The sequence below is a fragment of the Pseudoroseomonas cervicalis ATCC 49957 genome (assembly GCF_000164635.1).
GTDB classification, from domain to species: domain Bacteria; phylum Pseudomonadota; class Alphaproteobacteria; order Acetobacterales; family Acetobacteraceae; genus Pseudoroseomonas; species Pseudoroseomonas cervicalis.
In genome coordinates this window covers 945,865-955,436 of sequence record NZ_GG770778.1, presented here as the reverse complement: position 1 = coordinate 955,436, position 9,572 = coordinate 945,865, and the positions used below count along the sequence as shown (strand labels likewise).

Genomic DNA, 9,572 nt, shown 5'->3' with positions numbered 1-9,572 from the left:
GGCCTCGCGGCCAGAGCGTCCACCGATTTGTCATTCAGCGGGGCGCCGTATCTAGCGAAACTCTCTTCGCCGGTCAAGCACCCCGCCGAAGTTTTCTTCGGCGCCCTTCGCTTTGTCGTCTCTTCCGAGATGCCTCAGCGTCGGGAGGCGGCTTTTACGTCCGCCTCCCGTCCCTGTCAAACGGGTTTCACCGAAAAATCGCCGGACCGTCAAAAAATCCTCAGACGGCCAGTTCCAGCCCCTCGGCGCCGGCGCTCACCCGCACCGTGCTGCCATCGGCCACCTTGCCCTCCAGCAGCAGCCCGGCCAGCCGGTCCTGCAGGTTGCGCTGGATCACCCGCTTCAGCGGCCGCGCGCCATAGACCGGGTCATAGCCCGCCTCGGCCAGCCAGTCGGTCGCCGCCTGGTCCAGCTCCAGCGAGATCTTGCGGTCCGCCAGCAGCTGCCGCAGCCGGCCGAGCTGGATCTGCACGATCGCGCCCATATCCTTCCGCGCCAGGCGGCGGAACAGCACGATCTCGTCCAGCCGGTTCAGGAATTCCGGCCGGAACCGCCCGCGCACCACGTTCATCACCTGGCCGCGGACCAGATCCACATCCTCGCCCTCGGGCTGCGCCGCCAGGATCTCGGAGCCGAGATTGCTGGTCAGCACGATCAGGGTGTTGCGGAAATCGACCGTCCGCCCCTGCCCGTCCGTCAGGCGGCCATCATCCAGCACCTGCAGCAGGACGTTGAACACGTCCTCATGCGCCTTCTCGACCTCGTCGAACAGGATCACCTGATAGGGCCGGCGCCGCACCGCCTCGGTCAGCGCACCGCCTTCCTCATAGCCGACATAGCCCGGGGGGGCGCCGATCAGCCGGCTGACCGCGTGCTTCTCCATGTACTCGGACATGTCGATGCGCAGCAGCGCCTTCTCGTCGTCGAACAGGAAGCTGGCGATGGCCTTGGTCAGCTCGGTCTTGCCGACGCCGGTGGGACCCAGGAACAGGAAGGAGCCGATCGGCCGGTTCGGGTCCTGCAGCCCGGCGCGGGCGCGCCGCACCGCCTTGGACACCGCCTCCAGCGCCTCCTCCTGGCCGACCACGCGGTTGCGCAGCTGGTCCTCCATGCGCAGCAGCTTGGCTCGCTCGCCCTCCAGCATCTTCTCGACCGGGATGCCGGTCCAGCGGCTGACCACGGCGGCGATGCCCTCCTCGGTCACCGCCTCGTTCACCAGCCGGCCATCGTCGCCGGCGGCCGCGATCTGCTTCTCCAGCGTCGGGATGATGCCGTAGGTCAGCTCACCGGCCCGGGCATAGTCGCCCCGGCGCTGCGCCAGCTCCACCTCGGTGCGGGCGCGGTCCAGCTCCTCCTTGGCTTTCTGGGCCGCGGAGAGCTTGTTCTTCTCCGCCTGCCAGGCCGCCGTCATCGCCGCCGACTTCTCTTCCAGCTCGGACAGCTCGCGCTCCAGCCGCTCCAGCCGGTCGCGGCTGGCGGCGTCCTCCTCCTTCTTCAGCGCCTCGCGCTCGATCTTGAGCATCAGGACGCGGCGATCGACCTCGTCCAGCTCCTCGGGCTTGCTGTCCACCTGCATGCGCAGCCGGCTCGCCGCCTCATCCACCAGGTCGATCGCCTTGTCGGGCAGGAAGCGGTCGGTGATGTAGCGGTTGGACAGCGTCGCCGCCGCCACCAGCGCGGAGTCGGCGATCCGCACGCCATGGTGCAGCTCGTACTTCTCCTTGATGCCGCGCAGGATGGACACGGTGTCCTCCACGCTCGGCTCGCCCACGAAGACGGGCTGGAAGCGCCGCGCCAGCGCCGCGTCCTTCTCCACATGCTTGCGGTATTCGTCGAGCGTGGTCGCGCCGATGCAGTGCAGCTCGCCCCGGGCGAGGGCCGGCTTCAGCAGGTTGGAGGCGTCCATGGCGCCATCCGCCTTGCCCGCGCCCACCAGCGTGTGCATCTCGTCGATGAACAGCACGACCTCGCCGGCCGCCTGCTCGATCTCGGTCAGCACGCCCTTCAGCCGCTCCTCGAACTCGCCGCGATACTTGGCGCCGGCGACCATGGCGCCGAGGTCGAGCGCCAGCACGCGCTTCTCCTTCAGCGCCTCCGGCACGTCGCCATTGACGATGCGCAGCGCCAGCCCCTCGACGATCGCCGTCTTGCCGACGCCGGGCTCGCCGATCAGCACCGGGTTGTTCTTGGTGCGGCGGGCCAGCACCTGGATGGTGCGGCGGATCTCCTCGTCCCGGCCGATCACCGGGTCGAGCTTGCCGCTGCGCGCCGCCTCGGTCAGGTCGCGGGCGTATTTCTTCAGCGCGTCGAACTGCTGCTCGGCGCTGGCGCTGTCGACCTTGCGGCCCTTGCGCACCGTCTCGACCGCCGCCTCCAGCTTCTGCGCCGTGGCGCCGGCCTTGGCGAGCGCGCGGCCGGCCGGGGTGTCGCTCGCGGCCAGCGCCACCAGCAGCCGGTCCTGCGCCACGAAGGCATCGCCGGCCTTGGCCGCCTGCTGCTGCGCGGCATCCAGCACCCGCACGATGTCGGGCATGAATTGCGGCTGGCCGGCGCCGCCACCCTGCACCTTGGGCAGCTTCGACAGCTCGGCCTCGACCGCGGCCTTGACCGGGGCGGGGTCGCCGCCGGCGGCGCGGATCAGCCCCGCCGCCGCGCCCTGCTCGTCGTCCAGCAGGGCCTTCAGCAGGTGCTCGGCCGTGATACGCTGATGGTATTCGCGGATCGCGATGGTCTGCGCGGCCTGCAGGAACCCGCGGGCGCGCTCGGTGAATTTCTCGATGTCCATATGTCCCTCCTCCGAGGCAACCGGTGCTCCGGCGCCCCTCAGAAGGCGACGCCAGCCACCGCTCGTGCTTGGATGTGGTAGGCCATGCCGCGCCGCTTCAAGGGGCCGCGGCCGGAAAATCAGGAGCTGAACCGATGCGCGTCGAGCGTCTCTACCGCTACCCCGTGAAGGGCCTTTCGGCCGAGGCGCTGGAGGAGGTGGAGCTCACCGCCGGCGAGTGCCTGCCCCAGGACCGGCGCTTCGCCCTGGTCCAGGGCGACGCCCCCTTCGAGGAGGCGGCGCCGCGCTTCCTGCCCAAGCAGAACTTCGCCTGCCTGATGGCCAATGCGAAGCTGGCGCTGCTGGCCTCCGCCTATGACGAGCGCAGCGGCCGCCTCGCCCTGCGCATTCCCGGCGAGCCGCCGCTCAGCGCCGACACCGCCACCGAGGAGGGCCGCGCCACGCTCGGCGCCGCGCTCACCCGCTACCTGGGCGAGGAGGCGCGCGGCACCCCCCGCTTCACCGAGGCCCCGGGCCACGCCTTCACCGACCAGAAGAAGAAGGGCGTCTCGCTGATCAACCTGGCCAGCCTGGCGGCGCTGGAGCAGGCGATCGGCCAGGAGCTGGACCCGCTGCGCTTCCGCGCCAACGTCTATTTCAGCGGCCTGCCGGCCTGGGCGGAGTTCGACTGGGTGGGGCGGGAGGTGCTGCTGGGCGGCGCCCGGCTCGCCGTGTTCAAGCGCACGGTGCGCTGCCCGGCGACCCAGGTGAATTTGCAGACCGGGGAACGCGACCTCGATATCCCCCGCCTGCTGCGCGAGCATTTCGGCCATGCCGATCTCGGCGTGCACGCGACCGTGGAGGAAGGCGGGCGCGTCGCCATCGGCGATGCGCTGGAAGAGGTTCCGAATTAAGGGAAGAATCTTCTTTTTCTGAAGAAAAAGAAGCAAAAAGACTTTGGCAGTTGGCGTCCCGCCTCTGGCCTGAGGCGGGACGCCAAACTGAAAAAAGGTTTTTGGTTCTTTTTTTAAAAAGAACCGCTTTTTTACTGAACCGTCTCGCGCTGCTCGGCGCCCTCGGCCTCGCCCTCATAGCTGGGCTGGCCGTTCATCTCGGCCTGCGCCTCGGACGACGCATCGCCGCCTTCGCCGCCCTCGGCCCCGTTCTGCGGGCGGCGCGGCGCCTGGGCCTGCGCGGCCTGGGCCATGGCGTTCAGGATGCGGAAATAGTGCTCGGCGTGCTGGAAATAGCTCTCGGCCATCACGCGGTCGCCGGCGCCGGTCGCGTCGCGGCCGAGCTGCAGATACTTCTCGAAAAGCTGCTGGGCGGTGCCCCGCAGCCGCATGTCCGGCCCGTTCGAGTCGAACACATGGTTGCGGTTCATCGGCTGGTGGTTGTTCTGGCGGAATTGACCGCCGCCGCCGCCGCCGCCCCCGCCACCGTGGCGATGGCCGCCGCGGCCGCGCATGCGTTTCATGTTCATCGGTGTTGCGTTCGCCGTCTCATGCTGGCGCCCTGCGGGCGACCGGACCGGAAAGGACCGTCTCGCCCCTGGGGCACTGGCTGATGGTGTTGCATCGCTGCGGCGCCGGAGGGCGATGGCACCTTGCCATATGGGCCACCCCGGCGGGTCCTGCCGGGGGGCACTCCGCCCGGGTCCGCAAGGCCACCCTAGTCGCACCGCGCTGCAGCGCCAAACGGTTTTTTTCAGCGGGCAGCCAGAACCAGGGCGCGCTCCACCCCGCCGAGATCGGCCCGCAGCCCGCGACTCGCCAGCCCCGCCGCCGCCGCCAGCGCCGAGACCGCCGGCGCCTGCCCCTGGCCAAGCTCCAGCACCGCATGCCCGCCCGGCGCCAGCAGGCGCGGCAGCGCCGCCACGATCACCCGGTAGGCGTCCAGCCCATCCGCCCCGCCATCCAGCGCCCGCGCTGGCTCATGCCCAGCCACCTCCGGCATCAGCCCGGGCACCACGGCGCTCTCGATATAGGGCGGGTTGGACAGCACCAGGTCGAAGCGCCCGGCCAGCGCCGCATCCCAATCCCCGGCCAGGAAGGCGGCCCGCCCGGCGAGCCCGCTGCGCGCCGCGTTGCGCGCCGCCAGCGCCGCCGCGCCGGGGGACAGGTCCACCCCCACCCCGAAGGCCCCTGCCCGCTCCGCCAGCACCGCCAGCAGCAGGCAGCCCGTGCCGGTGCCGAGGTCCAGCACCCGTCCGCCGGGGCCGGAAAAGACCTCCAGCGCCGCCTCGACGATGGCTTCCGAATCGGCGCGCGGGATCAGCGTGTCGCGCGAGACCTCCAGCTCCAGCGTCCAGAAGCCCTGGCGGCCGAGCAGATAGGCCATCGGCTCATGCGCCAGGCGGCGTTGCAGCAGCGCGGCGAAGCGGGACGCGGCGTCGGGCGCCACCGCCGCGCGCGGCTCGCGCAACAGGGCTTCCTGGCTGGTCGCCATCGCCTCGGCCAGCAGCAGCCGGGCCTCCAGCCGCGGCGCCTCGATGGCGGCGGCGCGCAGCCGCTGCCCGGCGCGGCAGAGGAAGGCCCCCACCGTGCCGGCGGGGTCGGCGCAGTCAGACACCCTCGGCGGCGAGGCGCGCGGCCTCGTCCTCGGCGATCAGCGCGTCGATGATGTCGTCCATCTCGCCCTGCATCACCCGGTCGATCTTGTGCAGCGTCAGGCCGATGCGGTGGTCGGTCACGCGCCCCTGCGGGAAATTGTAGGTGCGGATGCGCTCCGACCGGTCGCCGGTGCCGACCTGGGCGCGCCGGTCGGCCGAGCGGCTGGCCACCGCCTGGCTGCGCTGCGCCTCATACAGCCGGGCCCGCAGCACCTTCATCGCCTTGGCGCGGTTCTTGTGCTGGCTGCGCTCCTCCTGCATCGCCACCACCGTGCCGGTGGGGATGTGGGTGATGCGCACGGCGCTGTCGGTCTTGTTCACATGCTGCCCGCCGGCGCCGCTGGCGCGGTAGGTGTCGATGCGCAGATCGCTCTCATTGATCTGCACATCCACATCCTCCGCCTGCGGCAGCACGGCGACGGTGACGGTGGAGGTGTGGATGCGCCCCTGCGTCTCGGTCGCCGGCACGCGCTGCACGCGGTGGACCCCGCTCTCGAATTTCAGCCGGGCGAAGACCCCCTGCCCCTCCACCTCGGCCACCGCGCCCTTGATGCCGCCCAGCTCCGACTCGTCGTAATCCAGCACGCCGAAGCGCCAGCCGCGCGCGGCGGCGTATTTCTGGTAGGCGGCGAACAACTCGGCGGCGAACAGCCCGGCCTCGTCGCCGCCGGCGGCGGGGCGGATTTCCAGGATGGCGCTGCCGGCATCCGCCGCGTCCTTGGGCAGCAGCATCAGCCGCAGCTCGCGCTCCAGCACCGGCACGGCGTCGCGCTGGGCGTAGTATTCGGCCTCGGCCAGCTCGCGCATCTCGGGGTCGGCCAGCAGCGCCTCGGCCTCGTCGCGGGCGCGCTCGGCGGCGCGCAGCGCCTCCACCTGGGCGACCAGCGGCTCCAGCTCGGACAGCTCCTTGGCCAGCGCGCCGACCTGCGCGCCCTCCGCCGTCTCCAGCAGGGCCCGCAGCTCATCGGCGCGGTAGAGCAGGCGGTCGAGCTTTTCCGGCAGTTTCATGCGTGCTTTCCAAGGGCAGGTTGGGGGAATGAATTTCCCCCAAGCCCCCTTCTTTTTTCTGTCAGGGCCAGCCTCCGTTGTCGGCTGGCGTCCCGCCTGGCCACCGGGGCGCGGCAGCCTGATAAAAAGAAGATGGGGGTCTGGGGGAATTCATTCCCCCAGATCTTTTTCAGTTCTCTTCTTCGCCATCCTCGGCGACCAGTTCCAGCCCCTCGACCACCTGCTCCAGCATGGCGTCCACCACCCCGGCGGCGGCGAGCGCCGAGAGCAGGCCAGGGATCCCGACCCGCTCCTGCGTGCCATCCTGCAGGTTGCGCACCAGCACGACATTCTCCGCCACCTCGCTCTCGCCGAGGATGACGGCCGCCTGCGCGCCGATGCGGTTGGCCCGCTCCATGCGCTTCTTCAGATTGCCCTTGTAGGCCATCTCGGCCGGCACGCCGCTGGCGCGCAGCATCTGCAGCAGCGCCAGCGCCGGGCCCTCCTCGGCCTCGGAGACCGGGATGACGGCCACGGGGCGCGTCGCCTCCGGCGTCTCGGCCAGCAGTTCGGACAGGCGCTCGATGCCCGCGGCCCAGCCGACGCTCGGGGTGGCGGGGCCGCCCATCTCCTGCACCAGCCCGTCATAGCGGCCGCCGGCCATCACCGTGCCCTGGGCGCCCAGCCGGTCGGTGACGAACTCGAAGGCGGTGTGGCTGTAATAGTCGAGCCCGCGCACGATGCGCGGATTCTTGCGGTAGGGCACGCCGAAGCGGTCCAGATGCCCCAGCACCTTCTCGAAGAAGGTCGCGGCCTCGGGCGTCAGGTGCTCGAAGATGGTCGGCGCATCGGCCACCAGCGCCTTGTCGCCGGCATCCTTGCTGTCGAGGATGCGCATCGGGTTCTTCTCCAGCCGCGTCTGGCTGTCGGCGGAGAGCTTGTCCCGGTGCGCGGTGAAATAGGCGACCAGCGCGGCGCGATAGGCGTCGCGGCTGGGGGCGTCGCCCAGCGTGTTGATCTCCAGCACCACCCCGTCATCGATGCCGAGATGCTGCAGGATCTGCCAGCCGCAGGCGATCACCTCGGCATCGGCCAGCGGCTCGGCCGCGCCCAGGATCTCGGCGCCGATCTGGTGGAACTGGCGGTAGCGGCCCTTCTGCGGCCGCTCGTAGCGGAACATCGGGCCGGCATAGAAGACCTTGCGCGGCAGCCCGCCCTGGGTCAGCCCGTTGGAGACCAGCGCACGGCAGATGCCCGCCGTGCCCTCGGGCCGCAGCGTGACGGAATCGCCACCGCGATCCTCGAAGCTGTACATCTCCTTGGTCACCACGTCGGAGGTGTCGCCCAGGGTGCGGGCGAAGACGCCGGTGGCCTCGAAGATCGGCGTCGCCCATTCCTCCAGCCCATAGAGGCCGGTGACGTGGCGCGCCGTCTCGACGACATGGTGGTGGCGGCGGAACGCGTCGCCGATCAGATCCTTGGTGCCACGAACCGGCTGCATTCCGCTCAACGCCGTTACTCCGCTGCCTGCTTGCTGGGGGCGCCCGGCGCCGGGTGCCCGCCTTCGTTGTCGGCGGCCGCGCCATCCTTGGGCATGGCCGCCTTGATCTCCGCCACCTTCGCCTCGACCAGGCCGACAATGTGGTCGACCATGCCCTCCTGGCCCATGGTGTGGTCGGTCTTGCCGGCGGCATAGACCATGTGCCGGCCATTGCCGCCGCCGGTGACGCCGATATCGGTCATCAGCGCCTCGCCCGGCCCGTTCACCACGCAGCCGATGATCGACAGGCTCAGCGGCACCTCGATATGCGCCAGCCGCTCCTCCAGCGCCGCCACCGTCTCGATGACGTTGAAGCCCTGCCGGGCGCAGGAGGGGCAGGAGATGATCTTGACGCCGCGATGCCGGATGCCGAGCGACTTCAGGATGTCCCAGCCGACATGCACCTCCTCCTCCGGCTCGGCGGAGAGCGAGACGCGCAGCGTGTCGCCGATGCCGGCCCAGAGCAGGCTGCCCAGGCCGATCGAGGATTTCACCGTGCCGGTGCGCTTCCCCCCCGCCTCGGTGATGCCGATATGCAGCGGGTGGTCGCAGGCCTCGGCCAGCTGCTGATAGGCGGCGACCGCCAGGAAGACGTCGGACGCCTTCACGCTGATCTTGAACTCGTGGAAATCCAGCTCCTGGAGGTGCGCGGCGTGCCACAGCGCGCTTTCCACCAGCGCCTCCGGGTTCGGCTCGCCATATTTCTCCAGCAGGTGGCGCTCCAGGCTGCCGGCATTGACGCCGATGCGGATCGAGCAGCCATGGTCGCGGGCGGCCTTGACGACCTCCTTCACCCGCTCCTTGCTGCCGATATTGCCCGGATTGATGCGCAGGCAGGCGGCGCCGGCCGCGGCGGCTTCCAGCGCGCGCTTATAGTGGAAGTGGATGTCGGCCACGATCGGGACATTCACCTCGCGCACGATCTCGGCCAGCGCGGCGGTCGAGGCCTCGTCCGGGCAGGAGACGCGCACGATGTCGACGCCGGCCAGCTCCGCCCGGCGGATCTGCGCGATGGTGGCCGCGGCATCCTCGGTGGGGGTGTTGGTCATGGTCTGGACGGAGATCGGCGCGTCTCCGCCCACCAGCACCTTGCCGACGCGGATCTGCCGGGATTTGCGGCGCAGGATCTGCTGGTAGGGGCGATAGGACATGGCGGTTCAGGCCTTCCGCTGGGGCATGGGGCCGATATGGCAGCAGAGCGGCGCCCGGCCAAGACACGCCGGCGGGCAGCCCCGCCGGCGCGGCGCTAGCGGGTGGGCAGCTGGCCGGGCTGGGCGTCGCGCAGCCGGGCGGCATCCAGCGGGATGTCGCGCCGCACGCCGACCTGCTCGGCCATGGCGGGGCTCGGCACGCCGCCCACCTCGATGGCCAGGGCCTCGGCCTTGCCGGTGGTCAGCACCAGGTTCGGCGCCTGCGGCACATCATAGGTCTCGCCGGGGCGCAGCACGCGGCTGAACACCACCCGGCCGCTGCGCGAGTCGCGCACCTGCACCCAGGAATCCTGCGAGGCGCGCAGCACGATGGCCTGGCCGTTCCCGGCCGGCGACTCGGCGGCGCCGGAGGGTGCCAGCGGCGGCGGGGCGGGCGCAGCGGGGGCCGGGGTGATGGTGCCCGGCGCCACAGGCACGCCATTCTGCGTGCCTGGGCCGGTCACGCCGGGGGCGACCGGG

8 protein-coding genes are annotated in these 9,572 nt (G+C 70.7%); 1 reads left to right on the top strand and 7 read right to left on the bottom strand.

Going from position 1 to position 9,572, the window contains the following annotated elements; all coding sequences use genetic code 11:
• Nucleotides 1-220: 220 nt before the first annotated feature.
• A complete protein-coding gene (clpB, locus tag HMPREF0731_RS11280; protein WP_007004252.1) occupies nt 221-2,785 on the bottom strand; it encodes an ATP-dependent chaperone ClpB in 2,565 nt (854 codons plus the stop codon).
• A 134-nt stretch (nt 2,786-2,919) separates the two neighbouring features.
• Here clpB and HMPREF0731_RS11275 point away from each other — a divergent pair, with 134 nt between their 5' ends.
• Nucleotides 2,920-3,678: an MOSC domain-containing protein gene (locus tag HMPREF0731_RS11275; RefSeq protein ID WP_007004251.1), complete on the top strand. Its 759-nt coding sequence runs from the start codon at nt 2,920-2,922 to the stop codon at nt 3,676-3,678.
• Between the two features lie 131 nt (nt 3,679-3,809).
• On the opposite strand, the gene HMPREF0731_RS11270 is transcribed toward HMPREF0731_RS11275, so the two are convergent.
• From HMPREF0731_RS11270 to HMPREF0731_RS11245, 6 genes are all read right to left on the bottom strand, one after another.
• The gene (locus HMPREF0731_RS11270) at nt 3,810-4,148 is read right to left on the bottom strand and encodes a DUF4167 domain-containing protein (RefSeq protein WP_245538307.1); all 339 of its coding nucleotides are present in this window, start codon (nt 4,146-4,148) and stop codon (nt 3,810-3,812) included.
• Nucleotides 4,149-4,471: 323 nt separating this feature from the next.
• On the bottom strand, nt 4,472-5,335 hold the full coding sequence (gene prmC / locus HMPREF0731_RS11265; protein ID WP_007004249.1) for a peptide chain release factor N(5)-glutamine methyltransferase: 864 nt from the start codon (nt 5,333-5,335) through the stop codon (nt 4,472-4,474).
• Nucleotides 5,328-6,383: a peptide chain release factor 1 gene (prfA, locus tag HMPREF0731_RS11260; protein ID WP_007004248.1), complete on the bottom strand. Its 1,056-nt coding sequence runs from the start codon at nt 6,381-6,383 to the stop codon at nt 5,328-5,330. The genes prmC and prfA overlap by 8 nt, the downstream gene beginning before the upstream one ends.
• Nucleotides 6,384-6,552: 169 nt before the next feature.
• Nucleotides 6,553-7,872: a histidine--tRNA ligase gene (gene hisS / locus HMPREF0731_RS11255; protein ID WP_083854497.1), complete on the bottom strand. Its 1,320-nt coding sequence runs from the start codon at nt 7,870-7,872 to the stop codon at nt 6,553-6,555.
• Nucleotides 7,873-7,877: 5 nt separating this feature from the next.
• Nucleotides 7,878-9,053 carry a flavodoxin-dependent (E)-4-hydroxy-3-methylbut-2-enyl-diphosphate synthase gene (gene ispG / locus HMPREF0731_RS11250; protein WP_007004246.1) on the bottom strand — a complete coding sequence of 392 codons (1,176 nt, stop codon included), beginning with the start codon at nt 9,051-9,053 and terminating at the stop codon, nt 7,878-7,880.
• Nucleotides 9,054-9,148: 95 nt separating this feature from the next.
• The coding region (locus tag HMPREF0731_RS11245) for a DUF4115 domain-containing protein (RefSeq protein WP_211207922.1) at nt 9,149-9,572 on the bottom strand (424 nt) is incomplete at its 5' end.